Source organism: Sulfitobacter aquimarinus (assembly GCF_040149565.1).
Lineage (GTDB): Bacteria > Pseudomonadota > Alphaproteobacteria > Rhodobacterales > Rhodobacteraceae > Sulfitobacter > Sulfitobacter aquimarinus.
This window is the reverse complement of sequence record NZ_JBEFLO010000001.1, coordinates 619,105-645,991: the sequence shown is the minus strand read 5'-3', so window position 1 is coordinate 645,991 and position 26,887 is coordinate 619,105. Positions and strand designations below refer to the sequence as shown.

Below are 26,887 nucleotides of genomic sequence, written 5' to 3'. Positions count from 1 at the left end.
AGGAGAGGCACCATGGCGAATCCCACAGCGGCAATGCTGGTTATCGGAGACGAGATCCTTTCGGGGCGCACGCGGGATGCGAATATGCATTACCTCGCGGGGGAATTGACGGCGGCGGGTATCACGCTGGCCGAAGTGCGGATCGTCTCGGACGACCGCGAGGCGATTATTACGGCGGTGCAGGCGCTGGCGGCGGGCCATGATACGGTGTTCACCTCGGGCGGGATCGGCCCCACACATGATGACATCACCGCCGATTGCATGGCAGCGGCATTCGGGCAAAGCATTGATGTGCGCGATGATGCCCGCGCCATCCTGCAGGCGCATTACGACAAAGCAGGCACCGACCTGAACGAAGCGCGCCTTCGCATGGCCCGCATCCCTGCGGATGCGGCGTTGATCGACAATCCCGTCTCTTCCGCTCCGGGGTTCACGATTGAAAATGTGCACGTCATGGCCGGCGTCCCCAGCGTGTTCAAAGCGATGGTGGCCAGTGTGTTGCCGACCCTCACAGGGGGCGCACCTTTGATTAGCAAAACGCTGACCGTGCATCGCGGCGAAGGCGATATCGCTGGCCCTCTGGGCACGCTGGCCGAGGCCTATCCAGACCTGTCCATGGGCAGCTATCCGTTCCAGCGTGACGGCAGATACGGCTCTAACATTGTGGTGCGCGGCCCTGATGAGGGCCGTCTGGACGCGGCAATGGCAGCACTTGAGGCTGCATTCACATGATGCCCGATGCCGCCACACTTTATGAGGTGTGCGAACGCACATGGCCGCCGGCCAAAACCGTAACATCAGGCGCATGGACCCTGCGGGACGGCGCGCAGGGGGGCAAGCGTGTCTCGGCGGCGACTGCCTTGGGGGTGCCTGATGGCGCAGATATTGCGCAGGCAGAAGAGGCGATGCGCGGCATGGGCCAGACGCCGCTGTTCATGATCCGCGAAGGGGATGACGCGCTGGATGCGCAGCTTGCAACACGCGGCTATGACCTGATTGACGAGGTGATGCTTTATACCGCGCCGATCGAGGCGCTGACCGATCTGCCGATCCCGCGGGTCACGTGTTTTTCCATCTGGGAGCCGCTGGCGATCATGAAGGAAATCTGGGCGCAGGGGGGCGTTGGCCCCGCACGTCTGGACGTGATGGAGCGTGCAGCGGTCAAGACGGGCATCCTGTCACGCTGGAACGAAAAGCCCGCAGGCGTGGCCTTCGCCGCGATCCACGGCACCACTGCTATGGTGCACGCCGTTGAGGTGTTGCCGCATCAGCGCCGCATGGGCGTGGCCGACTGGATGATGCGGGCCGCTGCGATCTGGGCAGCCGAACAGGGGGCCACCCATATCTCGGTCCTGTGTGTGACTGCGAATAAACCTGCAAACGCGCTCTATACCAAGCTGGGCTTTACGCCCGTTGGCACGTACCATTACCGCCAAGAACCGAAATAGGAAGGAGCCAACAATGGCTGACGACGCCCCAACCGCCCTTGACCTGCCAATGGTCGATCCGCTGCCAGAAGCGACGCAAAAGTATTTCGACATTTGCACCGACAAGCTGGGCATGATCCCGAACGTCCTGCAGGCCTATGCCTTTGACATCGACAAGCTGAACACATTCACGGCGATGTACAATGACCTGATGCTGGGCGACAGCAACCTGACCAAGCTTGAGCGTGAAATGATCGCGGTTGTCGTCTCGGCTGTGAACCGCTGTTTCTACTGCCTCACGGCGCATGGCGCGGCGGTGCGCGAATTGTCGGGTGATCCGCTGCTGGGCGAGGCGTTGGTGATGAATTACCGCGTGGCCGACGTGGACCCCAAGACGCGCATGATGCTGGATTTCGCGGTCAAACTGACCGAAGCGCCAGAGATCATTGAAGAAGAGGACCGCGAAGCCTTGCGGGCGGCGGGGTTCTCGGATCGTGACATCTGGGACATTGCCTCGGTCACGGGGTTTTTCAACATGACCAACCGTGTGGCCAGTGCCTCGGATATGCGGCCCAACAAAGAATACCACGCGCAAAACAGATGAAACGCTGGCTGGCTGTCTTGATGGTGGTGGCGGCAGGGGCGGCCCATGGGGCCGAGCTGTCGCTACCGTCCACCGCGCAGCAGGTCATTGCGCGGGACACCAGCAATGACAGGTATCTTGCGCCAACGGGGCCCGCCGTGAACGGTGTTGTGCCGACGCAGGTGATTGACGGGGCGGTGGCCCGCAGTGCGTGGCGGATCGACGTTGCAGGGATCACGCCTCTGCAACTTGTTGCGCCATTGCGCAGCCAGCTTGAAGATGCGGGCTACCGCATCGTTCTGGATTGTGCGGCTGAGGCCTGCGGCGGGTATGACTTTCGCTTCGCGACAGAGGTGCTGCCCGCGCCTGACATGTATGTGAACATCCGAAACTACCACATGCTGACAGCCCTGCGTCACGGGGCTGAAGGCGGGGCTGAGGCGGTGACGGTGCTTGCCAGCGGCTCCAGCGGGGCGTCGTTCTTGCAGATCATTCAGGCGGGCGCGCAGGCGCAGGTGTCGCAACTGCAAACAGTCGGGGATGCCCCGGCGCCAGATGCGCCGACCCGCACCGCCCCCGCAGGCCCATTGGGCGCGGCTTTGTCGGACGCGGGGCATGTGGTCTTGGAAGGGTTGGATTTCCAAAGCGGCACTTCTGATCTGGGCGAAGGGCCCTTTGCTGTCTTGCAGGAATTGCATGACGTTCTACGGGCCAACCCCGATATGCGTGTCGTTCTGGTCGGCCACACGGATAACATCGGCGGGCTGGAGGGCAATATCGCATTGTCGATCAACCGTGCGCGCGCCGTGCGCAACCGACTGATCGACCGCTATGGCATCCGGGCCTCGCGGCTGGAGGCGCAGGGCATGGGGTATTTGGCCCCGCATACCACCAACCAGTCCCGGCAGGGGCGCGAAGCGAACCGACGGGTCGAAGCCGTCCTGCTTGCGCTTTAGTCTGACGGCTCCGCCAGGGCTGCGTTTCATTTGGCCCAGACTGGTGCTTTGCGATGGGCAGATTTGTCATTTCCCAGATCGCGATACCGCGCCGAATACCTGACACCTGTGATTTGCGTGTTTTCGGAAAGAATGGCTACGCGGACATAGGAACGAAAAAGCCCCCGATAGGGCTTGCGCTCTACCGGAGGGAAGTCTCACCGAGGGGAGATGGTGTTTGGTGTCTGGCTTACCAGTCGCTGGGGCCTTTTTCGGCAAAAGCGTGGACCAGAAAGTCGATAAAGGCGCGAACCTTGGGCTGCGTGAAGCGGCCCGGAGGATAGACGGCGTAGATGCCTTGGGTCTCTTGCGGCAGATCGGGGATAGCGTCTTCGATCAGGCCTTGGGCCATGGCGTCCGCATAGAGGAAGCTGGGTAAGTAGGCGATGCCAAGCCCCGAGATGGCCGCGTTGAGCAGGGATTGTCCGTCATTGACCGAGAGCCAGCCTGCGGTGCGGACCTGACGCTTTTCGCCGGATGGCGCCGTGAGTTTCCACACATTCCCGCTGGATTGGTTTGAATAGTGCAGCAGCTTGTGATCGTTCAGGTCGTCGATCTTTTCGGGGCGGCCGTATTTCTCGAAATACTCGGGCGAGGCGATCATGCGTTTCGTCGTCTCGGTCAGTTTGCGGGCCCGCAGGGTGCTGTCTTCCAGCTCTCCGATGCGGACGGCCATGTCAAACCCTTCCGAGATGAGCTCAACGTAGCGGTTGTTGAGCACCATGTTGACCGTGATGTCAGGGAAGTCGCCCAAAAACTCGGACAAGGCCGGGCTGAGGTGGTTGACGCCAAAGTCGGTCGCGACCGAGATGCGCAGCAGCCCCGAGGGTGCCGATTGCATTGAGGTCACAAGCGCATCCGCTTCGCCTGCATCATTCAGAACGCGGCGTGCGCGGTCATAATATGCGAGGCCGATCTCTGTTGGAGAGACGCGGCGGGTTGTCCGGTTCAGAAGGCGCGCGCCGAGGCGAGCCTCAAGTGAGGAGACGTGCTTGCTGACGGCGGATTTTGAAATCCCCATCTTTTTGGCGGCGTCGGTAAAGCCCCCCTGATCCACCACTGTGGCGAATGCTTCCATTTCTGTAAGGCGGTCCATATGCCGTCCCTTTCCATCTTTATGTCGAGGATCGGTATGGCGGGCGAATGGGGCGCAAACGGGGCGGAGGTGGGACAGTAGCAAGGTAATTGCGCAACCGTTGCGTGTCGGGAAACAGGGGAACAGTGTGTTTCCGGCCGCCCGCTGCGGTTGTGTTCGGGGCTGGCGCGGTTGGAGCCAGCCCCTTTTTTGCCCTTGGCAAAAATTCCCCCGGAGGATTTAGGGCCAGAAAAAATAGGGGAAGGGTGCCAATGTTACAGTGTCGCGGCGAGGCGTGTCCCTTGGTCGATGGCGCGTTTGGCGTCAAGTTCGGCTGCGACGTCGGCGCCGCCGATGACGTGGCATGGCGTGCCTTTGGCCTCTAGCGCGTCAGCGAGAGAGCGGTCGGAGAGTTGCCCTGCGCATAGGACCACGGTGTCGGCGGGGATGACTTGCGGGTTTTCGCGGGTCTCGCCGAAGGTGATGTGTACGCCGTCGTCGTCGATGCGTTCATAGTTGACGCCCGCGATCATGTTGACCTCTTTCATCGTCAGGGATGCGCGGTGAATCCAGCCTGTGGTTTTGCCAAGACCTTTGCCAGGTTTGGAGGGTTTGCGCTGCATCATCGTGACCGTGCGGGCGGGTTTGTGCGGTTGCGGTCCTTCGGGGGCGAGGCCCGCGCGGTGATCGGACGTGTCTGCAACGCCCCATTCGCGCATCCATTCGGGCAGGTTCAGCGTTGTGCTTTCACCGTCGTGGACAAGATGTTCGGAGACGTCAAAGCCGATGCCGCCTGCGCCGATCACCGCCACGTGTTCGCCGATTTCGGCGGTGCCGTTCAGCACGTCGGTATAGCTGTGCACATTTGCGCGGTTCGCGCCTTCGATCTGCGGGTCGCGGGGCACCACGCCTGTGGCGATGATAACTTCGTCAAACCCGTCCAGATCGTTGGCCGAGACTTCGGTGTTGAGGTGCACGGTAATGCCGTGGTGGGCGACCATGGTGCGGTACCAATCGACAAAGCCCCAGAACTCTTCCTTGCCCGCGACCTGTTTGGCGAGGTTAAGCTGGCCGCCGATCTCGCTTGCGCGGTCGAAGACGGTAACTTTGTGCCCGCGCTCTGCCGAGGCGATGGCGGTCGAGAGGCCAGCGGGGCCTGCGCCGACGACGGCGATGTTTTTGGGCGTGGTGACGGGGTCCAGCACCAGCTCTGTCTCGTAACAGGCGCGGGGGTTCACGAGGCACGAGGAGATTTTGCCGCCGAATGTGTGGTCGAGGCAGGCTTGGTTACAGCCGATGCACGGGGCGATGTGGGACGCGTTACCGTTGGCCGCTTTGTTCACGAACTCCGCGTCGGCCAGCATGGGTCGCGCCATCGACACCATATCGGCGCATCCTGTTGAGAGGACTTCTTCGGCCACCTCTGGTGTGTTGATGCGGTTGGAAGCGATGAGCGGGATCGAGACTTTGCCCATCAGTTTCTTTGTGACCCACGCGAATGCCGCGCGCGGAACAGAGGTGGCGATGGTGGGGATGCGGGCCTCGTGCCAGCCGATGCCGGTGTTGATGATGGTGGCCCCCGCTTTTTCGATCTCGACCGCCAGCTGCACGACCTCGTCGTAGGTGGAGCCGTTGGGCACGAGGTCGATCATCGACAAACGGTAGATCACGATGAAATCGGGGCCGACGGTTTCGCGTACGCGTTTCACCACCTCGATCGGCAGGCGCATACGGTTCTCGTAAGAGCCGCCCCACTCATCCGTGCGTTTGTTCGTGTGGGTCACAAGGAATTGGTTGAGGAAGTACCCTTCGGAGCCCATCACCTCGACCCCGTCGTAACCCGCCTCTTTTGCGCGGCCTGCACAGGCGGCAATGTCGGCGATCTGTTTCTCGATGCCTGCGGCGTCCAGCTCGGTTGGCGGAAAGGGGGAGATGGGCGATTTGATCGCCGAAGGTGCCACACATTTAGGGCCGTAAGCATAGCGGCCAGCGTGCAGGATTTGCATGGCGATTTTGCCGTCTGCTTCATGCACGCGGTCGGTGACGATTTTGTGGTTGGCGACATCTTCGTCCGACACCATCATTGCCGCACCGGGCAGGACCGAGCCTTCCATGTTGGGGCCAATGCCGCCTGTCACCATCAGCGCCACACCGCCGCGTGCGCGGGCAGCATAAAACTCGGCCACACGGTTCCAGTCTTTCGTCTCTTCCAGCCCCGTGTGCATCGAGCCCATGAGAACGCGGTTTTTGAGCGTCGTGAAGCCCAGATCGAGAGGGGCAAGCATGTTGGGGAAATTTGACATCGGTAGACCCTTTTTGGGAAAGACAATTTGCAAGCAGAATGGCGGCAGTGCGTCACCTTGTCACCTGAAACGCCGCGTCAGCCTGTGGGTGCTGTTCTGTGTGTGTCAGGTGATGTAGACTAGGATCGAGTAGGTTCAATGAGTATGGATATGGTGATGACGCCTGAAGAGATTGCAAAACTGCCCTACCGTCCGTGTGTCGGCGTGATGCTGCTGAACAGGGACGGGGATGTGTTTGTGGGCCAGCGGCTGGACCGCGACTATGACGCGTGGCAAATGCCGCAAGGCGGGGTCGACCCCGGCGAAGAGCCCTCGGCCGCTGCCCTGCGCGAGCTGGAGGAAGAGACAGGCATCACAGCGGATCTGGTGCAAATCGAGGCGCAGACAGAAGACTGGCTGCCGTATGAGCTGCCTCGTGAGCTGGTGCCAAAGCTGTGGAACGGCAAATACCGCGGTCAGGAGCAAAAGTGGTTTTTGCTGCGGTTCACCGGATCGGATGACGATGTGAACATTGAAACAGCCCAGCCCGAGTTCTCAAGCTGGCGCTGGATCCCCACCGCCGAGATGCTGGACGGGATCGTGCCGTTCAAACGTGACGTCTATGCGCGCGTTGTGCGTGAATTTTCCGCGCTGTTGTGAAGGTCGCCCTTATCATCGCGGCGCTGTTGTGTGTGCCACAAATCGCCACTGCCCTGTCGTGCAGGCCGCATTCCGTAGAGGCGGCATTTGCGCAGGCCGATGAGGCAGACGCGCGGTTTGTGATTGTGCAGGGGCGGCTTGACTTCGACGCGGGGCAACTGCCGAAACGCTCGAACACGCAAGCGCCGCAGCACAGGGTGATCAAAGCGCGGCTGACAGGTCATGCTTTGTCGCGGGCGGGGTTCAAGACACCTTATAACAAGGCAGTCGACGTTTATGTCGCTTGCTATGGTCCGTGGTGCGCGAATGTGCAGCGGGGCGGCAAGGTGCTTGCCTTTGTTGAAAGCGGGCCGCAGGGGCGCGTGATCGCGACCAACCCGTGCGGCGGATATTTGTTTGGCAACCCGACGCCCCGCATGTTGACGGCGGTTCAGCAATGTATGGCGGGACAGCGTTGCGAGGCGCTTAGATAACCGGCACCGCCGCAGCTGCCGTGCGCGGCAGTATGCCCGTCACGCGGGGGTCATCGTCAATCTCGATGCTGCGTTTGTAGGCGGCAAACCCCGAGCGGACGTAAAAGTCCACCGCCTGCGGACTGTCGAGCGTGCAGGTGTGAACGTGGAAACGCGTGATGTCCGCGCCCCATGCCCGCGCAATCGCTTCGTTCATCAGATAGCGGCCCGCGCCGCTGCCGATCAGTGCGGGGGTCAGGCCAAAGTATGCCAGCTCGCACTCACCTGACTGGCGGAAATCCAGCTCCAGCAGCGCCTCGTCGCGCCCGTCTTTTTGCAGGGTATAGATGTGGACGTCGGGATTGTTCAGGATGGCGGACAAATCGACGTCTGTCATTTTGAGCCGACCATACCACAGCCAGTCTTGCCCGCCGACGCGGGTGAACACATCGCGGTACCAGTCCAGCGTGGGTGTGACTTTGCGAAACGTCACACCCTCTGCCAACGTCACAGGCCGTGTAGGGGCGGGCGCGTGCATCTCCAGATAGGTGACAACCATAGCGAGCTTGCCCGCAGGGACATCGTGATAGCCGTCTCCCAGCATCAGACCAGCCCGGCGGCGCGGAACTGTGCCATCATGTCCGCTTCGGGGCGGGGGCCGACGTGTGCGATGACTTCGGCGCCGCACAGGTTCCCCATGCGGCCGCAAGTCTCAAGGCTTTGCCCCGTGGCGAGGCCATAGATGAAACCGGCGGCGAATTGATCGCCCGCGCCTGTGGCATCGACAGGTGTGATGCGTTCGGGGGCGGGCAGGTCCACACGCTCGGACCCGCGGATCAGCGTCACGCCGTCACCGCCACGGGTGCATACCATGATGGGGCAGATGTCAGAGGTGCGCGTCATCGCGTCCTCAAGGTCTTCGGTCTGGAACAGGGATTTGATCTCGGCCTCGTTGCCGATCACGAAATCAAGCTCGTGCTCGATCATTTGCAGGAAATCGGCGCGGTGGCGTTCTACGCAGAAAGGGTCGGAGATGGTGATGCCCGCCATGCCGCCGCCTGCCTTGGCGGCGCGTGCGGCCTCGCGGAAGGCGGTCTTGCCTGCGTCCTCGTCGAACAGATACCCCTCAAGGAACATGATCTTGGCGTTGCCCGCCACGTCCTGCGGTACGTCGTCTGACGACAACCCCGTCGAGACACCCAGATAGGTGTTCATCGACCGCTCCCCGTCAGGGGTGACAAAGATCATCGAGCGTGACGTGGGGCGGTCGGCGCCTGCAACGGGCGGGTTTACAAAATCAATCCCGTTGTCTGTCATCGCGTCGGCGTAGAACTGGCCCAAGCCATCGTCGCGCACCCGTCCGATGAACGCCGTGTTCAGGCCCAGCGCGCCCACGCCTGCAACCGTATTTGCAACGGCCCCGCCCGGGGTCTGCAACCGATCGCCCATCGCACCATACAGTTGCTCTGCGCGGTCTTGCTCGATCAACTGCATGATGCCTTTTTCGATGCCCATATTGTCCAGAAACGCATCATCCGAGTGGCTGATTACATCCACCACGGCATTGCCGATCCCAACGAGGTCATAGGTCTTCATTCGGTCTTATCCTTGTATTGGCACAGGTCTTTGATGATGCAGGTGCGACATTGGGGTTTGCGGGCTTTGCAGTGATAGCGTCCATGCAGGATCAACCAATGGTGCGCGTGCAGTTGGAAATCGGCGGGGATGTTGTCTTCGACCGCCCGTTCAACCGCGTCGACGGTTTTGCCCGGCGCGATGCCCGTGCGGTTGCCTACGCGAAAGATATGTGTGTCCACGGCTTGGGCGGGCTGGCCCCACCACATGTTCAGCACCACATTGGCGGTCTTGCGCCCCACACCGGGCAGGCTTTGTAGCGCGGCGCGGGAGTTGGGGACGATGCCGCCGTAGTCATCCACCAATATCTGGCTGAGCTTGATGACGTTCTTTGCTTTTTGGCGAAACAGGCCGATGGTTTTGATATGCTCGGTCAGACCTTCCAGCCCCAGATCCAGCATCTTTTGCGGCGTGTCCGCAATCTGGAACAGCGCACGGGTGGCCTTGTTCACGCCTGCATCGGTGGCCTGCGCGGACAGGGCCACGGCGACCACCAGCGTATAGACGTTCACATGCTCCAACTCGCCCTTCGGCTCGGGCTCGGCCGCGTGGAAGCGTTCCATGATGGCGCGGATGGTATGATAATCGAGTTGTTTGGAAGGTTTGCTCATGGGGCAAGGGTATGCGCAGGTTTCGGGTCGCGTGCAAGCGGGCGGCGGCATATTGTGGTGCCATGACACAGATGAGCGAACATCCCGACAAGACCGACAGCGCCTATCACTACGGTGTAATCGCCCGCGCTATTGCGGCCATCGACGCGGCGGATGCGCCGCTGGGCCTTGAGGCGCTGGCGGCAGAGATGGGGATGAGTGCAGCGCATTTCCAGCGGGTGTTCTCGGCTTGGGTCGGCGTGTCGCCGAAACGCTATCAGCAGTATCTGACGCTGGGCCACGCAAAAGCATTGCTGCGCGGACAGGCCACCACATTGCAGGCGGCCCATTCTGCGGGCCTGTCCGGCACAGGCCGCCTGCACGATCTGTTTGTCCGCTGGGAAGCGATGAGCCCCGGAGAGTTCGCAGCAGGCGGCGCGGGTCTGGTGATTGACTGGGGCTGGTTCGACAGCCCCTTTGGCCGCATCTTGGTGATGGGCACGCAAAAGGGCATTTGCGGGCTGTCACTGGCGCATGGGATGGGGGCAGAGGCGGCAATGGCAGATCTGCGCGCCCGCTGGCCTGCGGCCACCTACCGCGAGAACTCCGCTCAGCTGGCCCCGTGGGTTGCGACCGCCTTTGGGCAAGGCCCGCAGGGCGAGACTGCGCCGCTTTATCTGATGGGGGCGCCTTTCCAGTTGAAGGTATGGGAGGCGCTGTTGCATCTGCCTGAGGGGGGCGTGACGACCTATGGTGAGATCGCCGGCTTGATCGGGAACCCCAAAGCGGTGCGTGCTGTGGGCACGGCGGTGGGGCGCAACCCGATCGGATACCTGATCCCGTGCCACCGGGTTTTGCGAAAATCGGGGGCTTTGGGGGGCTATCACTGGGGCTTGCCGATGAAACGCGCCATGCTGGGGTATGAAGCAGCGCGGCGCGACAGCCGCACGGATGCGCAAAATGCCGCTTATTCCGCCTAGGGGGGCATTTTGTCGGCAACCATTCCCGCCTATATTGCGTTTACCAATAGACGCTTCGCCCGAACGGAGCCGAAACAAGTAAGGCAGTAAGACTATGACATTTGTGAAATTCCCTATGATCGCCGCAGTGGCGGGCGTTTTTGCGCTGGGCGCATGTACCGATCCAAACGGCTCGGTTCTGGCACCGAATGGTGATCCGAACCAGCGGACCAAGAACGGCGTGCTGATCGGTGCCGCCGCTGGTGCAGTTGTGGGTGCGTTGTCCAAGGGCGACGGCAACCGTGACAAAGGTGCCATCAAAGGCGCGATTATCGGTGGTGCTTTGGGCGCTGGCGCGGGTGCGCTGTTGGACCGTCAGGAGCGCGATCTGCGCCAGAGCCTTGGCAATGACAATGTTACGATCAACAACACGGGCGACCGTCTGATTGTGACATTGCCGCAGGATATTCTGTTCGCCACAGGCTCCAGCGCGGTACGCCCTGACCTGCAAAGCGATCTGGCCGCGGTGGCCAGCAACCTGCAGGCCTATCCCGACACCACTGTGCAGATCGTCGGCCACACCGACAGCGACGGCGATGCGGCGTTTAACCAGCAACTGTCGAATGATCGCGCCAACGCGGTGGCCTCTGTGCTGATCAACAACGGCGTCTCAGGCGGGCGCGTGCAGGCCTTTGGCCGTGGTGAGGCGCAGCCCGTGGCAAGCAACCTCAACGCTGCTGGCAAAGCGCAAAACCGACGTGTCGAGATTGTGATCCTGCCGAACGCAGCCTGATCCCAAGACCCGACAATTTCCAGACCAGCCCCGGTGCATCGCTGCGCCGGGGTTTTTCTATGCCGCGTGCATTAGTGCTGCGCGTAGATGCACAGCAGGTGTTGACAGCCGCCCCCTTGAGGTTGCCCGCCTTTGCGCCACATTGCGTTTCAACAGATGTAAATAAGGAATAGACCCATGACACATCCAAAACTCGTCGGTATCTCAGGCTCTTTGCGCAAGGGCAGCCACAACAGGTTGCTGTTGGCCGAGGCCGTGCGCCTGTTCGGCGATGCCGACTATACCGAGCTGGATATCAACCTGCCGCTATACAACGGGGACGACGAAGAGGCGGACGGCGTGCCTGCGGCGGTTGAGGCATTGGCCCGTCAGATCGCGGATGCCGATGCGGTCCTGATCTCGACACCAGAGTATAACAAAGGGCCTTCAGGGGTTCTCAAAAACGCGCTGGACTGGATCAGCCGTGCGCAGGTCAAGCCGTGGGGCGACAAGCCCGTGGCGGTGATGTCTGCGGCAGCGGGCCGCGCAGGAGGCGAGCGTGCGCAGATGGTGTTGCGCGGGTTCATGGTGCCTTTCCGTCCACGCATTTTGCAGGGGCCTGAAATCCACCTTGCCGCCAGCTATGAGGCATTTGACGATGCGGGCCAGTTGACGGGCGAGATGTATATCAAAGACCTCACCGACCTGATGACGGCCCTGCGGGCAGATATTACGCGCTAGGCAGGTATCGCGACCTCGATCAGGTTGCCATCGGGGTCGCGGATATAAAGCGATGTGATCGGGCCGGTTGCCCCCGTGCGGGGGACTGGCCCGTCTATGATCGGTGTATCTGTTGCCGCCAGATGTGCCTGCCATTGGGGCAGGGGTGTCTGTGTGAGAAAGCACAGATCGGCAGAGCCTGCGGTGACGGCCTGCGCCTTCGGCTCGAACTCTGCCCCTTGCTGGTGCAGGTTGATTTTTATGTCGCCAAAGCGCAGCGCATGTCGCGTGGTGCCGTCTGCGACCACAAAGGGGGCGTGTGTCATGCCTAGAACCGTGACGTAGAATTGAACCGTCTTCTCCAAATCCGCGACAGTCAGGACAAGATGGTCGAGTGTGGTCAGGGTCGGGGTCACAGGTTGTCTTCCACCCGAAAACCATCGGGGATGGCATCGTGATCGTCCAGCATCAGGTCTGCCATGACCTGCGCGATTTTGGGGGCCATGCCAAAGCCGATCTTGAACCCTCCGTTCGCGATATAGTGGTCTGCGCGGTCGGGCCAGTGGCCCAGCATCGGCGCGCGGGTCCGCGCACGCGGGCGCACGCCTGCCCAACGGGCAATCACGGGAGCGTCTTGCAGGACGGGGACGGCAGCGCGGGCGGCCTCTATCACGGCATCCAGTTGCGGGTCGGTGGTGTCGGGGGTGCTATACTCCCGCTCGGAGGTGGAGCCGACGGCGACAGTGCCATCAAGATGCGGAATGATATGCACGCCGCCCGCAAATAGTTGCGGCGCACCAGATGCATCATAGCGCAGCAATGCGGCCTGTCCCTTCACCCCCGCGCCCATGCTGCGGGTGTGCGATCGGGTCAGCGTCTCTAGCCCCGCTACACCCGTGGCCCACAGAACGCGCCCGCGATCGGGCGCATCGGCCTGCACAATAACACCTTTGGCACCAAGGGCCGCGACCAGTGCCGCGCAGGCCTTGCGCGGATGCAAATGCGCGCTGAGCGTGTCGTGGATAAGCTGCCCGCTGGGGCTGTGCGGTTGCCACGTTGTTTCGGGGGCGGCGATCACCTGCCACTGCGCATTGTCTTGCCACAGATCGGCTGCGGTTTGCGTGCGGCGGCTGGCGAGGGCAAGGGCGGCCTCGTCCGCGACGGGTTGCAGCCGCCCCGCACGGACATAGCCTGCGTTTGTGCCGCCTTGTTCCGATACCGCGTGCCAAAAGGCTTCGGCCATTAGCAAACTGTCGAGTTGGAATGCTTTCTTTGCGTTCCAATTTTCGGGTACATGGGGCGCCAATGCGCCGACGATGCCGCCGCTGCTGCCTGCGCCTGCGCCATTGGGATCCACGACCTGTACCCGCGCGCCGCGCTGCACGCAGGCCCACGCCACCGACAGGCCAAAAATTCCCGCGCCGCGAATGGTGATATCGATCATTGCTCTGGCCCTTGATTGCGCGCTAACTGCGATTAAAACTCAGGATATAGGGTAGCAGCGTGCAGGACCAGACGGCACAAATAGAATGGCGCGACGGCAAGGTGCCTGTCAGCACGCGGTTTGACGATCCTTATTTCAGCCTCGAAAACGGTATGGACGAGACGCGCCATGTGTTTCTGGCAGGCAACGATCTGCCTGCGCGGTTCAGGGACGGGTTCCACGTGGCCGAGCTGGGCTTTGGCACGGGGTTGAACTTTTTGGTGGCGCTGCAAGCCTTCCGTGATGCGGGCTGTGGCGGGCGGCTGTATTTCACCAGCTTTGAGGCGTTTCCCATGGCGATGCCCGATCTGCACGCGGCCCTGTCGGCCTTTGACGGGTTGCCCGATGATCTGGCCCGCGCGCCGGCCTTTCCCGAAGTGCTGGATGGTCCCGATTTTGCCCTGCAGGTGATTGTGGGCGATGCTCGCGATACGTTGCCCGCGTGGGAGGGCCGTGCCGATGCATGGTTCCTTGACGGGTTTTCGCCCGCCAAAAACCCCGAGCTTTGGTCGCCAGAGCTGATGGCACAGGTCGGCACGCATACGGCCACAGGCGGCACAGCCGCGACCTATACGGCGGCGGGGTTTGTGCGGCGCGGGCTGGCGGATGCGGGCTTTGTCGTGGAGCGGGTCGCGGGCTATGGCCGCAAACGACATATGACACGGGCGGTGCGGATATGACGCAAAGCAATAATATCCCGCTGGGCATCATCCTGATGATCGCGACGACCTTTGTCTTTGCCATTCAGGACGGGCTGTCACGGCATCTGGCGGGCGAATATAACGTGCTGATGATCGTGATGATCCGCTATTGGTTCTTTGCCGCCTTTGTCATGGCAATCGCAAAGCGGCAGGCGGGCGGCTTGCGGGCGGCGGCGAAAACAAGCCAACCTCTGGTTCAGATCACCCGCGGCATCACGCTGGCGCTGGAGATCTGCATTATGGTCGCAGCCTTCACCCTGTTAGGACTGGTCGAGAGCCACGCTGTCTTCACCTGCTACCCCCTGCTGGTCGCCGCCTTGTCGGGACCCGTGCTGGGGGAGCATGTCGGCTGGCGGCGGTGGGCCGCAATCGGTGTGGGGTTTGTGGGGGTGGTTATCATCCTGAAGCCCGGTGTGGGCGTGTTTGATGTCCGCGCTTTGATCCCGCTTGCGGCGGCGCTGATGTTTGCCTTTTACGGGCTGCTGACCCGCTATGCGGCGCGGCGCGACAGTTCGGCGACCAGCTTCTTTTGGACGGGCACCGTCGGCGGGCTGACCATGACCGCGATCGGCCTGTGGTATTGGGAGCCGATGACCGCAGTCGATTGGGGCTGGATGATATGCTTGTGCCTCACAGGCGTAACGGGACACTGGCTTCTCATCCGCTGTTACGAGGCGGCAGAGGCCAGCGCGGTACAGCCCTTTGCCTATCTGCAACTGGTCTTTGCATCGCTGATCGGGATCAGCCTGTTCGGTGAGAAGATCAGCCCGAATGTCGCCATCGGCTGTGTGATCATCGTCGCGGCGGGTCTATTCACCTTTTGGCGCGAACGCCGACAGGGTTGAGCCGATAAGCTCTTCGTAGAACGGGATTGGCAGCGCCTCGCGGCCCAGACGGGCGCGGTAGACCGGCAGGCTTTCCGTGACGCGCATGATGTAGTTCTGCGTCTCGCGGAAGGGGACCATCTCGACCCAATCGACGATATAGATGTCGCCATCACGCGGATCGCCGTAGGTGTCCATCCAGCGGATAGGGCGGCTGGGGCCTGCGTTATAGCCTGCCGACATCATCACGACATTGCCGTCAAACTGGCCTGCCAGCTCGGACAGATATTGCGAGCCCAGGCGGGCGTTATAGACGGGATCAGCGGTCAGGCGGTCGGTTGAATGTTCGGACCGCAGGCCCAGCTTGCCCGCGACTTCCTGCGCTGTGGCGGGCATCAGCTGCATCAGGCCGCGCGCGCCAACGCCCGATTGCACTACAGGGTCAAATTCGCTCTCGCGGCGTGCGATGGCCAGCGACATTTCGGGGGCCATGGGCAGGTCGGCATCCTTGAGAGGGTGGAGCGCATAGTAAGGTGCCGCGATCTCGAGGCCACGACGTGCGGCGCGTTTGCCGATCATCACAGCGATATGGGGTTGGCCCACGTCAATCGCCGCTTGGCCCAGCAGGTGCAGATCAGGCTCTAGCAACTGCTCGGCCAGATGGGTCCAGAACCGCTCGGCCAAATTCATCTCGCCCGAGGCTTGCAGCAACATTCCCGCCTCGAACAGCGGGGCGGTGGCCAGTGCGCTGGTGCGCCAATCGGTGGCGGGGGCTGGTCCTTTGAGCTTGTCCGGAAAGGGGATGCGGGCGCGTTCAGCGGCAAGCAAACCGTAGAATGAGGTTTGGTAGTTCGCGCCCATTGTGTAGGCCGCTGTTGCGCCCTCGTTGTCGCCCGCCGCTTCCAATGCGCGGCCCTGCCAGTATCCTGCGCGGCCTTGGCTGATGGGCGATTCCACGGCGCTGTCGTGGTTGAGGAAATGCTGATGCGCGACCATCGGCTTTTTCAAAAACCGCAGTGCGATGTAGCCCGACAACCATTCCAGATCGGCATAGTCCGACCCTTCGGTCAGGTAGTGCTTTGACGCCATCGCATAGGCCCGCGCCGGATCGCCCGATCGCATCTCGCCCCGTGCCAGCGCACGGCGGCGGTTGCCCCATGCCGCCGGATTGCCCAGCCCCTCTAGGCTTTTGGAGGAGGCAAGCAGCAGGTCCTTGGCATCGCCCACACGATCCTTGCGGATACGCCATTCGAACCGCGCATGGTTCACCCCGCCGGTGTTTCTGAGTGTCGCGGGCAGTTTCTCAAACTGCTCCACGGCGTTGCCGGTGCGGCGGTAAAAGGCGATGCGGGATTCGGCGGCCTGCCGAGCGGAGGCGCTGGCGACCTCGTACATCTGCCGCGCCTCGTCATATTCGCGCTGCCAAACCATCGCGTCCAGCCGCGCATCGTGGTGGGGTTTCAGCAGGCTTGCGTGGGCGGCCAGAAACGCCGCTTGGGAATTGGCGTTCATGGGCATGGTGCGCCACGCCAGCACGACGTTGGCCTCTGCCTGACCGCCTTCGCCAGCGGCAGTCAGTGCCTTTGCATGGGCCAGTACGCCGAGCGGCGTTTGGGCGGGCACTTCGGCAAAGAACTTGAGGATCTCGGCGTCGGATTGTTCGATTACCACAGGCTCGGACCGGCGGCGCAGATAGGGCATACCGGGCCAGTCGGGGCGGCGGGTAATGAAATCCATGACCTGCGCATAGGTGCCTTCGCGGGCGCGCAAACGGTGCCACAAGATAACGTCCTGGGCGACTTTGCCGTCCCGTTCTGCGATCCGCTCGGCCCCGTCAAAGTCACCGCTGCGCATCGCATCCATCGCCCAACCCAGCGGGCGGGGGCGCTCTGACGCGGCGGGCAGCGCCATGGCACACAGCAGCAACAGGGTCCACAGAGTGCGTGTCATGGCTTGCATTTCCTATCATCCTCACAGTAGAGCCTTTGAGCATAGACCAAATGTGCGCGGGTTCAAATCACGGCTTCGCGGGCAGGCGGTCTTCCTCTTGCAGCGGTTGGCTGCTTCACCGGATGGCCGATCGGTCTCCAGCACATAAAGGAGCGTGCACATGTTTTCAGGTTCTTTGCCTGCCCTCGTCACGCCGTTTCGAGGCGGCGAGCTGGATATTGAAACGCTGAAGAAACTCGTGGAATGGCACGTGGGTGAAGGCTCGAACGGGCTGGTTCCTGTCGGCACCACGGGCGAATCGCCCACCCTGACCCACCGCGAGCATGAATTGGTTGTGGAAGAGGTCGTGAAGGCCGCCGCGGGCCGTATCCCCGTAATCGCGGGTGCGGGCAGCAACAACACGCTGGAAAGCATCCGGCTGGCCCAGCACGCGGAAAAAGTCGGCGCAGACGGCATCCTGCTGGTGACCCCTTACTATAACAAGCCCACGCAACGCGGGCTGATCGCGCATTTCACAGCCGTGCATGATTGCTGTGAGTTGCCGATCATTATTTATAACATCCCCGGCCGCTCGGTCGTGGATATGACGCCACAAACGATGGGCGAGCTGGCCAAGCTGCCGCGCATTGTAGGTGTCAAAGACGCCACAGGTGATCTGGCCCGTGTCTGCGACCAGCGCATGACCTGCGGCGCGGATTTCATCCAGCTGTCGGGTGAGGACGCGACAGCCCACGGGTTCAACGCCCAAGGCGGGGTTGGCTGTATCTCGGTCACGGCGAACGTCGCGCCCAAGTTGAGCGCGCAGTTGCAAGCGGCCTGTGCCGCGGGTGATTACGCCGCCGCGCTGGAGATTCAGGACCGCCTGATGCCCCTGCACAAGGCCATCTTTACCGAGCCGGGTCTTGTGGGCGTGAAATACGCCATGTCGCGGCTTGATCTATGCTCGGACGAGGTGCGCCTGCCGCTGACCTCGCTGAGCGACGAGACATGCGCGCTGGTCGATGCAGGGCTGCGTCACGCTGGTTTGATGACCTAAGAATTAGTGCGGGGTGGGTTTGTCCCACCCTACACAGCACGCGACTTTGGCCGTAGGGTGGGTGAAACCCACGCAACGCCGGAGCGCCGCCCCATGAACATCCTCCCGATTATTGACCAAAGCACAGACGAACTGGGCGCGATTTTTCGCGACCTGCACGCGCATCCTGAAATTGGTTTTACCGAAGAGCGCACAAGCGGGATCGTGGCGGACAAGCTGCGGGAATACGGGGTGGACGAGGTGTATACCGGTCTGGGCAAAACAGGCGTTGTCGGGCTGATCCACGGCAAGCAAAAGGGCAACCGCCGTGTGGGGCTGCGTGCCGATATGGACGCGCTGCCGATTCACGAGATTTCGGGCGTCGACTATACCTCAAAGAACGACGGGGTGATGCATGCCTGCGGGCACGACGGGCATACGACTATGCTGCTGGGCGCGGCCAAACATCTGGCGGCGACGCGGGACTTTGACGGCACCGCCGTGCTGGTGTTCCAACCCGCCGAAGAGGGGCTGGGGGGGGCGCGCCAGATGATCGCCGATGGTCTGTTTGAACAGTTTCCCTGTGACGAGATTTACGGAATGCACAATTGGCCCAGTGGCGAATTGGGGCAAGTGGGGATCTGCAAAGGCACCGCCATGGCGGGGGCGTCATTTATCGACATCACCGTAACGGGCAAGGGCAGCCATGCCGCACAGCCTTCCCAAGGCAAAGACGCGTTGATCATCGCGGCCAGCCTCGCGGTGGAGTTCCAGACAATCCTGAGCCGCAATGTCCCGCCGCTCGACACATGTGTTTTGTCGATCACCCAGATGCACGCGGGTGCCGCCTATAACGTGGTGCCGGAGGTTGCGACGCTGGCCGGTACGATCCGGTATTTCAAGGACGAGGTCTATGATCTGGCGGCATCGCGGATGCAGGCGATCTGTGACGGGTTTGCCGTGGCGCATGATGTGAAGATCGACCTCGCGCTGCGCAATGTCTTTGACGTGCTGATCAACGATGCCGACCTGTCGGACGCCTATATGGAGGCCGCGGCAGAGATTGTGGGCGCCGACAATATCACCCTTCGGACGGACCCTGCGACAGGTTCCGAGGATTTTGCGGATATGTTGAAGGTTGTGCCGGGGGCCTATTGCATTGTGGGGCATGGCGGGACGGTGCCGCTGCATAACCCGTCTTTCACGCTGGACCCTGGGATATTGCCGATTGGCGCATCGGTTATGGCGCGGATGGTTGAAAAACGTTTGCCGCTATAGGGGGCGTACAGGGTCAGAGCGTGGGCTCTGACCCGAAGCGTTAGCGTTTGCCGTAGTACAGGCCGACAACATGCTCGGCCTGCGCAAAGAACAACCAACGCGCGGTCAGCACGCCTGCGATATGCGCGACAACGGCAATCAGTGCGAACCAGTGGCTGAACGGCAAAAGCATCAGGATGATCGGCAGGACTGCCATCAGCACAATCGCGATGATCCGCAGCTTTTGCGCATGTTTGCGCCCGATGACGTGCACGAATTCGCGCAGCAGATAGTTGGTGCCTGTGTGCGGCGGCTCGAACGCGCGGACGGTGCCGATGTCGCCAAGGCCCGTGGCGGTTGCCATGTCTGTGCCGCTGCTCTCAAGCGCCGTGTCGCCGCGCAGCCATGTGGCGATCTGGATGCCACCTGCGATGGACAGCAAGATCAGGGTCAGGGTTCCTTGATCCGCCAAGAGCGCGCCGCCCGCAAGGCAAAGCGATATGAAGTTGGCGGGGGTCAGCGGGCTGTTCCAGCGCGGGATCGTCTTGAGCTGGGCATAGATCATCGAGGTGGTAAAGACGGTGGCAAGCGAGGCAACCGCGCCTAAAATGCCGATTAGGGTCCATTTTTGCGCCCAGAACACCAATCCTGCACCGTAGATCGCCATAAGAACGAGGGCGGCAACCGCGCACCATGCCTCACGCGACAGCCAGCTGCTGCGCCATTGAGTGAAGGCTTTGAGCGCGCGTTCGGGGCGGCCCAAGTGGAAGGTTGAGGAGATCAGACCGCCCACAGCCAATAGATAGGCCAGCGCGAAAAAGACAAAGGCGACCCAGCCGGTGGGCGCGTGCAAGCCGAGGCCCATAAAGACCAGCAGACCAAAGCCAAGGCCCGAGAAGGTCGAGAAGAAGATGACGGAAGGTGCGGGATGCATCAGAGTTTCTCCAGCGTTTTATCAAGCCAGCTCAGGAAGCCTTTGGCCTCGGTCGCCACGGGTTCAAGGAACGGGGCGAGGATGTCGATCTGTTCGTCCGCTGGCAGGGCCAGCTGGTCCTTGGGGCGCGGTGGGAGGTATTTGTTGACGGGCTTTGTGCCTTGCTCGGGCATCAGGTCCATGCCGCCACGCGCCGCAACCAATAGGCTGACGTCCGAGTCGGGGTCGCCCAGATCGCCAAAGTGGCGCGCGCCTGCGGGGCAGGTCCGCACGCAGGCAGGCTCCCGGTCTTCTTCGGGCAGGTTTTCGTTGTAGATGCGGTCAACGCAGAGGGTGCATTTCTTCATCACACCTTCGGCGAGGTCCAACTCACGCGCACCGTAGGGGCAGGCCCAAGCGCACAAGCCGCAGCCGATGCAGTCGCTTTCATTGACCAGCACGATGCCGTCTTCGACACGTTTGTAGCTGGCACCCGTCGGGCAGACGGTGACGCAGGGCGCGTCTTCGCAGTGCAGGCAGGACTTGGGGAAGTGGACCAGTTGCGCGTCGCCTGCGGGCTGGTTTCGCAACATCGGGGGCTGGACCTCAAAGCTGTGGACGCGGTTGAGGAACGTGCCCGAGGGGTCGGCGCCGTAAGGGTCTTGGTCGCTGAGCGGAGCGCCGTAGTTTTCGGTGTTCCAGCCCTTGCAGGAGATCACGCACGCATGGCAGCCGACGCAGGTGTCCAGATCGATGACAAGGCCGAGCTTTTTGTCGGTATGTGTGGGCAGTTGCGTCATTGGGTCTGCTCCTTGGCTGTTGGGGTTTGGGGGCTAGCCCCCTTTTTGCCAGAGGCAAAAATTCCCCCAGAGGATTTGGGGCCAGAAAAAATAGGCAGGCATGGTTGGGTCATTTGCCGAGCTTTCATTTGAGCTGGGACGGGCCTTTGCCTACCGGAGAGGCGATCGGGGGCATGTTGGGTTGGGATTGCGCGTCGGCGGGGGCGTCGACTTTGCGCAGGGCGACCTTGAGGTCGAACCATGCGGCCTGACCTGTGATGGGGTCGGAGTTGGCCCACCGCATACCGTCGCCTTTTTCGGGCATCAGTTCGTGAATGAGGTGGTTGAGCAGGAAGCCTTTGGTGGCCTCTGGCGCGTCCTCGTCCAGCGCCCATGCGCCTTTGCGTTTGCCGATGGCGTTCCATGTCCAGATCGTGTTTTCGTTCAGGGCGGCCATCTCCATTACCGGCACTGTGATCGCGCCGTGGGGGGAGGTGATCTCGGCCCAGTCGCCGTCTTGGAGGTCGTGGGCGCGCATTAGTTTGGTGGGCAGATACATCGGGTTGCGGCCGTGCAGCTGACGCAGCCACGCGTTCTGGCTGCCCCATGAGTGGTACATGGCCATCGGGCGTTGGGTCAGCGCGTTGATAGTGAAGCCTTCGTTGCCTTGTTGGTCCGTCTCGTACCAGATCGGCAGGGGGGACATTGTATCTTTGATCCGCGCGCGCAGGTGCTCTGGTGGCTGGCGGTCGCCGTGGCCTTCGGCGGCGAGCTGGAATTTACGCATGGGTTCCGCGTAGAGCGTAAACAGATAGGGCTGCGGGCTGTCGAAGAGGCCCATTTTCACGGCCCAATCCTGATAGGCGTTGTTCCACGGTTTGTAGTAGTTGGCGCCGTCTGGAATATGCTCGACGAAGAAGCCGCCGTTTTCGATGTAGTTGTCGAGTTGCGACTCATTAACGCCGCCACGCCCTGCTTGGGGGCCGTTTTCGCCCATGCGCCAACCCGCGAGGGGGCCGACACCGGGGCGGCGTTCGTGGTTGACGATATAGTCGGCGTAGTCCGCGTATTTCTGGGAGCCGTCATCATTGGTAAACGCAGGCAGGCCCAGCTTGGCGCCCAGATCACACAGGGCGGATTGGAAGCCTTTGACGTTCCTGTCAGGCTCAACCACGGGCCAGCGGATCGCATCGGCGGCGGCGTCTGCTTCGCAGATGGGCCGGTCGAGCAGGGAGATACAGTCGTGCCGTTCCAGATATGTTGTGTCGGGCAGGATCAGGTCGGAGTAGGCGACCATTTCCGAGCTATAGGCATCGGAATAGATGATGCGCGGGATGACGTAGTCGCCATTCTCATCCTTGTCCGTGAGCATCTCCATCACGCCCGTGGTGTTCATGGACGAGTTCCACGACATGTTGGCCATATACATGAACAGCGTGTCGATCTTGTAGGGATCGCCCGCATGGGCGTTCGAGATGACCATATGCATCAGCCCGTGGGCGGACATCGGGTTTTCCCATGTGAAGGCTTTGTCGATGCGCGCAGGCGTGCCGTCTTCTTTCAATGCGAGGTCTTCGGGGCCGTGCACAAAGCCGAGGTGCGGGCCGTTCAGGGCGAAGCCCGGGTTCACGCCGGTATGCGGTTTTGGATGCGCGGTGGCGGGTTTGGGGTAGGGCGGTTTAAAGCGGAACCCGCCCGGCACCTCGACAGTGCCAAGGATGATTTGCAGCGTGTGCAACGCGCGGCAGGTTTGAAAGCCGTTGGCGTGGGCCGAAATTCCGCGCATCGCGTGGAAGGACACAGGCCGGCCTGTCATCGAGGTGTGATGTTCACCACGGAAATCGGTCCATTCATGGGCCAGCTCGAAGGACTCGTCAAAGGCCACGCGGGCAAGCTCAGCTGCGATGGTGCGGATACGATCCGCCGAGATGCCGCAGCGGTCGGCCACGGCTTCGGGGGCGTATTGATCGTCCAGATACATCTCGGCCATCTGGTGGAACACGGGGCGGTGGGTCACGCCTGCAACGCGGTGGGTGGCGGCCAGATTGGGGCGCACGCCTTTTTGGTCATACGGCGTGGGCTTGCCTGTGTTGCGGTCGATGACCAGCTCCTTGCCGTTGTCGTCGCGCAGTTTCAGGCCGAACTCGGGGGACTTCTCGTCCCCGTTGATCAGCACGGCGGCGTCTGTGTATTGGGCCAGATAATGCAGGTCCATGCGGCCGGCTTTCATCAGGCAGTGGATCATCGACAGGATGAACAGCCCGTCCGTGCCGGGCGTGATGCCGACCCAGTCGTCCGCCACGGCGTTATAGCCGGTGCGGATGGGGTTCACGCCGATGACGCGTGCGCCGCGGGCTTTGATCTTGCCGATACCCATCTTGATGGGGTTGCTGTCGTGGTCTTCGGCGACGCCGAACAGCATGAAGAGCTTGGTGTGGTCCCAATCGGGTTGCCCGAACTCCCAAAACGCGCCGCCCATTGTGTAGATGCCCGCCGCAGCCATGTTGACAGAACAAAAGCCGCCGTGGGCTGCGTAGTTGGGCGTGCCAAAGGATTGTGCCCAGAGGGAGGTGAAGGATTGCGACTGGTCGCGGCCTGTGAAGAAGGCCAGCTTTTCGGGGTTTGTGTCGCGGATGGGTTTTAGCCAGCCTGCTGCGATCTCATACGCCTCGTCCCAGCTGATTTCCTCGAATTTGCCTTCGCCGCGTTCGCCGACGCGCTTCATCGGCGCCTTCAGGCGCGAGGGCGCGTTGTGCTGCATGATGCCCGCGCTGCCCTTGGCGCACAGGACGCCCTGATTGACGGGGTGGTCGCGGTTGCCCTCGATATAGGCGACCTTCAAATCGCCCAGCGGGTCTTTCTTCATGTGGACGTTAATGCCACAGCGACAGGCGCACATGTAACAGGTCGTCTTGCGGATCTCGTCAGAGACTTTGGGGCTCAGGTCCAGCGTGGGCTGTTTGTGGGTCATAGTCTCTCCTGACGGGAATTACGGGGCGGCCTGTAGGGCGGTGACGGCGATCATATTGGTAACATCTGCGGCGGTGCAGCCGCGTGACAGATCGTTGGCTGGCTTGGCGAGGCCTTGCAGCACGGGGCCGATGGCGTCACAGCCGCCAATACGTTGAGCGATTTTGTAGCCGATGTTGCCCGCATCAAGGTTGGGAAAAATCAGCACGTTTGCGTGGCCTGCAACGCCCGACTCCGGTGCTTTGGACGCGCCGACCTCGGGCACAAAGGCCGCGTCGAATTGCAATTCGCCGTCGGCGGGCAGGTCGGGGTGGTCGGTCTGCAACAGCGCCAGCGCGTCGGTAACTTTGGTCACGCGCTCATGGCGGGCCGATCCTTTGGTGGAGAAACTGAGCATGGCAACTTTGGGCGCATCGCCCAGCAATTGGGTGCAAGACGCAGCGGACTGTGCGGCAATCGCGGCAAGCTCGGCCGCATCGGGGTCGATCACCAGACCGCAATCGCCAAAGATCATGGCGCTGCGGCCAGAGGGGTGGTTTTCGGGCAGGGCCATCAGGAAAAACGACGAGACGAGTGCTGCGTCAGGTGCCTTGCCGATCATCGTCAGGGCGGCGCGTACGGTGTCGGATGTGGTAGCGACTGCGCCGCCAACGGTGCCGTCTGCATCGCCGTTGCGCACCATCAAGGCGGCGAACACCAGCGGATCGCGGGCTTGCTGTGCGGCGATGTCTTCGCTGATGCCTTTGTGTTTGCGCAGCTCATAGTAAAGCGCGGCATAGGTGGCGGTCAGCGGTGATGTTTCGGGGTCTTGGATGTTCAGCTTTTTCGAGCTGCTGCTATTGGCGCGGGCCAGTTGGCGGTTAATCTCGGCTGCGGGGCCGACAAGGGTGATGGGGCCAAGGCCCGCATCAAGGGCAGCAAGCGCGCCGGCCACGACCCGAGGGTCATGGCCTTCGCTTAGAACGATGTGGGCAGGCCGTGCGGCTGCGCGGGTTTGTAGGTCGCGCAGAACGCTCATATCGGCCTATCCCTTTGTTGTGTCGTTTTAGACAGATTGCTCACGCATGTCGGCAGCATCGATGCCTGCAACCTCGACGGGCTGCTTCATCGCGTCGCGGCGGAAGGGATCACCCAGTTCCTGGTTGATCATCGCCTCGATCAGCGTCGTCTTGCCGTGGTTCATCTGGTCATCCAGCGCTTTGGCCAATGCGGCTGTCAGCTCTTCCTGAGTGCGGGCAACAACGCCTTCCAGACCACATGCTTTGGCGATGCCGGCGTAGGAGACTTGCTCGTCCAGCTCGGTGCCGACGAAGTTGTCGTCGAACCACAGAGTCGAGTTACGCTTTTCCGCGCCCCACTGGTAGTTGCGGAAGACGATCTGCGTGACCGGAGGCCAGTCGCCGCGGCCAATCGCCGTCAGCTCGTTCACCGCGATGCCGAATGCGCCGTCGCCTGCAAAGCCCACAACCGGCACGTCAGGCTGGCCGATTTTCGCGCCAACGATGGCGGGCAGGCCATAACCACAGGGACCGAACAAGCCCGGTGCCAGATATTTGCGGCCTTTGTTGAAGGACGGGTAGGCGTTGCCGATGGCGCAGTTGTTGCCGATGTCGGACGAGATGATCGCTTCGACGGGCAAGGACGCCTGGATTGCGCGCCATGCCATGCGCGGCGACATCCAGTCAGGCTTGGCTGCGCGTGCGCGCACGTTCCAGTCTGTGCCCGGATCGTCGGCTTCGTCCGTCATGGAGGTCAGCTCCTGCGCCCATGCGGATTTGGTTTGCGCGATCAGCGCGGTGCGCTCTTTACGGCCTGCATCGCCTGCTGTGTCGGCAAGTTTGGCGGTGATGGCTTGCGCAACCTTGGCGGCGTCGCCCACGATACCCACGGTGACCTTTTTGGTCAGGCCGATGCGGTCGGGGTTGATGTCGACCTGAATGATTTTCGCGTCTGTGGGCCAATAGTCAATGCCGTAGCCCGGCAGGGTCGAGAAGGGGTTGAGGCGTGTGCCAAGGCACAACACAACGTCCGCCTTCGAGATCAGCTCCATCCCCGCCTTCGAGCCGTTATAGCCCAGAGGGCCAGCGAACAGGGGGTGGTTGCCGGGGAAGGCATCGTTGTGCTGGTAGCCCACGCAGACAGGCGCATCCAGCTTCTCGGCCAAAACGCGCGACGCCTCGATGCCGCCAGTGGCCAGAACAACGCCCGCGCCGTTCAGGATGACAGGAAATTTCGCAGTCGAAAGCATCTCGGCCGCTTTGGACACTGCGTTTTCGCCGCCCTGTGGCAGTTCGAATTCGACCACTTCGGGGATTTCGATGTCGATCACTTGGGTCCAGAAGTCACGCGGGATGTTGATCTGCGCAGGACCAGAGGCGCGTTTGGCCTGCATGATCACGCGGTTCAGTGTTTCTGCCACGCGGCTCGGGTCGCGGACTTCTTCCTGATACGCCACACAATCGGCGAACAGGTTCATTTGTTCCATTTCCTGAAAACCACCCTGACCGATGGTTTTGTTCGCGGCCTGCGGTGTCACCAGCAACAGCGGCGTGTGGTTCCAATAGGCGGTTTTGACAGCTGTGACGAAGTTCGTGATGCCGGGGCCGTTCTGCGCAATCATCATGGACATTTTGCCCGTGGCGCGGGTGTAGCCGTCGGACATCATGCCTGCGGACCCTTCGTGGGCGCAGTCCCAGAATTTGATCCCCGCCTTCGGGAAAATGTCAGAGATCGGCATCATGGCAGAGCCGATGATGCCAAAAGCGTGCTGGATGCCGTGGCGTTGCAGCGTTTTAACGAATGCTTCTTCGGTCGTCATTTTCATGAGAGGGGGTCCTTGATGTGA

26 protein-coding genes are annotated in these 26,887 nt (G+C 61.8%); 13 read left to right on the top strand and 13 right to left on the bottom strand.

Annotation, left to right across the window (positions count from 1 at the left end; translation table 11 throughout):
- Window positions 1–12 precede the first annotated feature (12 nt).
- Genes ABMC88_RS03400 through ABMC88_RS03385 form a run of 4 tightly spaced genes read left to right on the top strand, consistent with a single transcriptional unit; the run spans window position 13 to window position 2,966 of the window.
- Window positions 13–732 (top strand): competence/damage-inducible protein A, encoded by a 720-nt coding sequence (locus tag ABMC88_RS03400; RefSeq protein ID WP_349575412.1) that lies wholly within the window; start codon window positions 13–15, stop codon window positions 730–732.
- The gene (locus tag ABMC88_RS03395) at window positions 732–1,448 is read left to right on the top strand and encodes a GNAT family N-acetyltransferase (RefSeq protein ID WP_349575566.1); all 717 of its coding nucleotides are present in this window, start codon (window positions 732–734) and stop codon (window positions 1,446–1,448) included. The genes ABMC88_RS03400 and ABMC88_RS03395 overlap by 1 nt, the downstream gene beginning before the upstream one ends.
- Before the next feature lie 13 nt (window positions 1,449–1,461).
- Complete coding sequence (locus ABMC88_RS03390; protein WP_349575411.1) at window positions 1,462–2,031, top strand: peroxidase-related enzyme; 570 nt, start codon at window positions 1,462–1,464, stop codon at window positions 2,029–2,031.
- Window positions 2,028–2,966 carry an OmpA family protein gene (locus tag ABMC88_RS03385; protein ID WP_349575410.1) on the top strand — a complete coding sequence of 313 codons (939 nt, stop codon included), beginning with the start codon at window positions 2,028–2,030 and terminating at the stop codon, window positions 2,964–2,966. Before ABMC88_RS03390 ends, ABMC88_RS03385 begins: the two co-directional genes overlap by 4 nt.
- A 229-nt stretch (window positions 2,967–3,195) precedes the next feature.
- Here the strand turns inward: ABMC88_RS03385 and ABMC88_RS03380 are convergent, their stop codons facing one another.
- The gene (locus tag ABMC88_RS03380) at window positions 3,196–4,101 is read right to left on the bottom strand and encodes a LysR family transcriptional regulator (protein ID WP_349575409.1); all 906 of its coding nucleotides are present in this window, start codon (window positions 4,099–4,101) and stop codon (window positions 3,196–3,198) included.
- Between the two features lie 254 nt (window positions 4,102–4,355).
- Complete coding sequence (locus ABMC88_RS03375; protein ID WP_349575408.1) at window positions 4,356–6,383, bottom strand: FAD-dependent oxidoreductase; 2,028 nt, start codon at window positions 6,381–6,383, stop codon at window positions 4,356–4,358.
- Between the two features lie 156 nt (window positions 6,384–6,539).
- Between ABMC88_RS03375 and ABMC88_RS03370 the strand changes: the two genes are divergently transcribed.
- Together ABMC88_RS03370 and ABMC88_RS03365 are read left to right on the top strand one after the other, a co-directional pair.
- On the top strand, window positions 6,540–7,022 hold the full coding sequence (locus tag ABMC88_RS03370; protein ID WP_349575565.1) for an RNA pyrophosphohydrolase: 483 nt from the start codon (window positions 6,540–6,542) through the stop codon (window positions 7,020–7,022).
- On the top strand, window positions 7,019–7,495 hold the full coding sequence (locus tag ABMC88_RS03365) for a hypothetical protein (RefSeq protein ID WP_349575407.1): 477 nt from the start codon (window positions 7,019–7,021) through the stop codon (window positions 7,493–7,495). The genes ABMC88_RS03370 and ABMC88_RS03365 overlap by 4 nt, the downstream gene beginning before the upstream one ends.
- On the opposite strand, the gene ABMC88_RS03360 is transcribed toward ABMC88_RS03365, so the two are convergent.
- Genes ABMC88_RS03360 through nth form a run of 3 tightly spaced genes read right to left on the bottom strand, consistent with a single transcriptional unit; the run spans window position 7,488 to window position 9,720 of the window.
- Window positions 7,488–8,078, bottom strand: coding sequence for a GNAT family N-acetyltransferase (locus ABMC88_RS03360; protein WP_349575406.1), 591 nt, complete (start codon window positions 8,076–8,078; stop codon window positions 7,488–7,490). The genes ABMC88_RS03365 and ABMC88_RS03360 overlap by 8 nt on opposite strands.
- A complete protein-coding gene (locus tag ABMC88_RS03355; protein WP_349575405.1) occupies window positions 8,078–9,070 on the bottom strand; it encodes an adenosine kinase in 993 nt (330 codons plus the stop codon). The genes ABMC88_RS03360 and ABMC88_RS03355 overlap by 1 nt, the downstream gene beginning before the upstream one ends.
- On the bottom strand, window positions 9,067–9,720 hold the full coding sequence (gene nth / locus ABMC88_RS03350; protein ID WP_349575404.1) for an endonuclease III: 654 nt from the start codon (window positions 9,718–9,720) through the stop codon (window positions 9,067–9,069). Before nth ends, ABMC88_RS03355 begins: the two co-directional genes overlap by 4 nt.
- Window positions 9,721–9,782: 62 nt before the next feature.
- Between nth and ABMC88_RS03345 the strand changes: the two genes are divergently transcribed.
- The 3 genes from ABMC88_RS03345 to ABMC88_RS03335 all read left to right on the top strand — a co-directional run bounded on the left by ABMC88_RS03345 (window position 9,783) and on the right by ABMC88_RS03335 (window position 12,171).
- Window positions 9,783–10,679, top strand: coding sequence for a methylated-DNA--[protein]-cysteine S-methyltransferase (locus tag ABMC88_RS03345; protein ID WP_349575403.1), 897 nt, complete (start codon window positions 9,783–9,785; stop codon window positions 10,677–10,679).
- Window positions 10,680–10,773: 94 nt separating this feature from the next.
- Entirely contained in the window at window positions 10,774–11,451 is a 678-nt protein-coding gene (locus tag ABMC88_RS03340) for a YiaD family glycine zipper/OmpA-like lipoprotein (protein ID WP_349575402.1), read from the top strand.
- A gap of 177 nt (window positions 11,452–11,628) precedes the next feature.
- On the top strand, window positions 11,629–12,171 hold the full coding sequence (locus tag ABMC88_RS03335) for an NADPH-dependent FMN reductase (protein WP_349575401.1): 543 nt from the start codon (window positions 11,629–11,631) through the stop codon (window positions 12,169–12,171).
- Here the strand turns inward: ABMC88_RS03335 and ABMC88_RS03330 are convergent.
- Both ABMC88_RS03330 and ABMC88_RS03325 read right to left on the bottom strand, forming a co-directional pair.
- Window positions 12,168–12,566, bottom strand: coding sequence for a VOC family protein (locus tag ABMC88_RS03330; RefSeq protein ID WP_349575400.1), 399 nt, complete (start codon window positions 12,564–12,566; stop codon window positions 12,168–12,170). The two genes, ABMC88_RS03335 and ABMC88_RS03330, sit on opposite strands and share 4 nt — an antisense overlap.
- Window positions 12,563–13,594 (bottom strand): NAD(P)/FAD-dependent oxidoreductase, encoded by a 1,032-nt coding sequence (locus ABMC88_RS03325; protein ID WP_349575399.1) that lies wholly within the window; start codon window positions 13,592–13,594, stop codon window positions 12,563–12,565. The genes ABMC88_RS03330 and ABMC88_RS03325 overlap by 4 nt, the downstream gene beginning before the upstream one ends.
- A 59-nt stretch (window positions 13,595–13,653) precedes the next feature.
- Here ABMC88_RS03325 and mnmC2 point away from each other — a divergent pair, with 59 nt between their 5' ends.
- Window positions 13,654–14,313: a tRNA (5-methylaminomethyl-2-thiouridine)(34)-methyltransferase MnmC2 gene (gene mnmC2, locus ABMC88_RS03320; protein WP_349575398.1), complete on the top strand. Its 660-nt coding sequence runs from the start codon at window positions 13,654–13,656 to the stop codon at window positions 14,311–14,313.
- Window positions 14,310–15,179, top strand: coding sequence for a DMT family transporter (locus ABMC88_RS03315; protein ID WP_349575397.1), 870 nt, complete (start codon window positions 14,310–14,312; stop codon window positions 15,177–15,179). Before mnmC2 ends, ABMC88_RS03315 begins: the two co-directional genes overlap by 4 nt.
- Here ABMC88_RS03315 and ABMC88_RS03310 read toward each other — a convergent pair.
- Entirely contained in the window at window positions 15,144–17,117 is a 1,974-nt protein-coding gene (locus tag ABMC88_RS03310) for a lytic transglycosylase domain-containing protein (protein WP_439655563.1), read from the bottom strand. The two genes, ABMC88_RS03315 and ABMC88_RS03310, sit on opposite strands and share 36 nt — an antisense overlap.
- A 151-nt stretch (window positions 17,118–17,268) precedes the next feature.
- On the opposite strand from ABMC88_RS03310, the gene dapA reads away from it, so the two are divergent.
- Both dapA and ABMC88_RS03300 read left to right on the top strand, forming a co-directional pair.
- The gene (dapA, locus tag ABMC88_RS03305) at window positions 17,269–18,144 is read left to right on the top strand and encodes a 4-hydroxy-tetrahydrodipicolinate synthase (RefSeq protein WP_349575395.1); all 876 of its coding nucleotides are present in this window, start codon (window positions 17,269–17,271) and stop codon (window positions 18,142–18,144) included.
- A 93-nt stretch (window positions 18,145–18,237) separates the two neighbouring features.
- Window positions 18,238–19,401 carry a M20 aminoacylase family protein gene (locus ABMC88_RS03300; RefSeq protein WP_349575394.1) on the top strand — a complete coding sequence of 388 codons (1,164 nt, stop codon included), beginning with the start codon at window positions 18,238–18,240 and terminating at the stop codon, window positions 19,399–19,401.
- 40 nt (window positions 19,402–19,441) lie between these two features.
- On the opposite strand, the gene ABMC88_RS03295 is transcribed toward ABMC88_RS03300, so the two are convergent.
- From ABMC88_RS03295 to xsc, 5 genes are all read right to left on the bottom strand, one after another.
- On the bottom strand, window positions 19,442–20,314 hold the full coding sequence (locus tag ABMC88_RS03295; RefSeq protein ID WP_349575393.1) for a dimethyl sulfoxide reductase anchor subunit family protein: 873 nt from the start codon (window positions 20,312–20,314) through the stop codon (window positions 19,442–19,444).
- Window positions 20,314–21,093 (bottom strand): 4Fe-4S dicluster domain-containing protein, encoded by a 780-nt coding sequence (locus ABMC88_RS03290; protein WP_349575392.1) that lies wholly within the window; start codon window positions 21,091–21,093, stop codon window positions 20,314–20,316. Before ABMC88_RS03290 ends, ABMC88_RS03295 begins: the two co-directional genes overlap by 1 nt.
- Before the next feature lie 124 nt (window positions 21,094–21,217).
- Window positions 21,218–24,043: a molybdopterin oxidoreductase family protein gene (locus ABMC88_RS03285; RefSeq protein WP_349575391.1), complete on the bottom strand. Its 2,826-nt coding sequence runs from the start codon at window positions 24,041–24,043 to the stop codon at window positions 21,218–21,220.
- An 18-nt stretch (window positions 24,044–24,061) separates the two neighbouring features.
- Window positions 24,062–25,060 (bottom strand): phosphate acetyltransferase, encoded by a 999-nt coding sequence (gene pta, locus ABMC88_RS03280; RefSeq protein ID WP_349575390.1) that lies wholly within the window; start codon window positions 25,058–25,060, stop codon window positions 24,062–24,064.
- Window positions 25,061–25,087: 27 nt separating this feature from the next.
- Window positions 25,088–26,866 carry a sulfoacetaldehyde acetyltransferase gene (gene xsc / locus ABMC88_RS03275; RefSeq protein ID WP_349575389.1) on the bottom strand — a complete coding sequence of 593 codons (1,779 nt, stop codon included), beginning with the start codon at window positions 26,864–26,866 and terminating at the stop codon, window positions 25,088–25,090.
- Window positions 26,867–26,887: the final 21 nt, after the last annotated feature.